The sequence below is a fragment of the Amycolatopsis thailandensis genome (genome assembly GCF_002234405.1).
GTDB classification, from domain to species: Bacteria; Actinomycetota; Actinomycetes; order Mycobacteriales; family Pseudonocardiaceae; genus Amycolatopsis; species Amycolatopsis thailandensis.
This window is the reverse complement of sequence record NZ_NMQT01000268.1, coordinates 1-647: the sequence shown is the minus strand read 5'-3', so window position 1 is coordinate 647 and position 647 is coordinate 1. Positions and strand designations below refer to the sequence as shown.

Genomic DNA, 647 nt, shown 5'->3' with positions numbered 1-647 from the left:
TACCCTCACCCCTCTGACCGACATCCTTTCCCTCCCCGCGGCTCTTCCGTTCGGCCGCCGGTTTCGCCAGCAGGTCCGGGTGTTCCGAGAGCGGCAGCGCGCCGACGAAATGCCGCCCGAGATCCAGTTGAGCCGCTTGGCCCGCCGTGAAGACCAGCGTGACGGGATACCGCGAGCGGAGTTCCTCGGCGAGCACGGCGAACGGCGGCGCCCCTTCCCGCGAGTACACGTGCGACGCCAGCGGGATCGCGCCGTCCTTGGTCACCACCAGGCCGAGCCCCGCGAGTTCGCAGTGACAGGGATCGGCCGTGGCGAAGGTGGCGAACTGCGGGACGTCGACGGCGAGCGCCGCGTTCCCGGTCCCCAGCCAGGAGAGCACCGCGTCGGCGACGGCGGTCTCGATCCGCGCGATCCGCTCGGGCGTGAGCCGCTGCAGCGCCCGCCAGTGATTCGGGACGTCGGCTTTCAGGAAATCCCGCGCGACGCCGTCTTCCCACCAGGTGGCCAAGTCCGTGTCCGGCGCTGTCGCCCGGTGCAGGACGGCGAGCGCGAGATGCGCCCCCAGGGTGGTCGTGGCGCGCTGGGCTCCGACGGCGTCGTCGACCCGGCGCACGAAGTCGAGCCGCCGCAGGGTGGCCCACACCGCC

At 72.3% G+C, this 647-nt stretch carries 1 protein-coding gene; it reads right to left on the bottom strand.

All coding sequences use genetic code 11. The features are described from left to right. A partial coding sequence (locus CFP71_RS42210; RefSeq protein WP_482746732.1) for a transposase occupies positions 1-647 on the bottom strand: 647 nt, incomplete at both ends.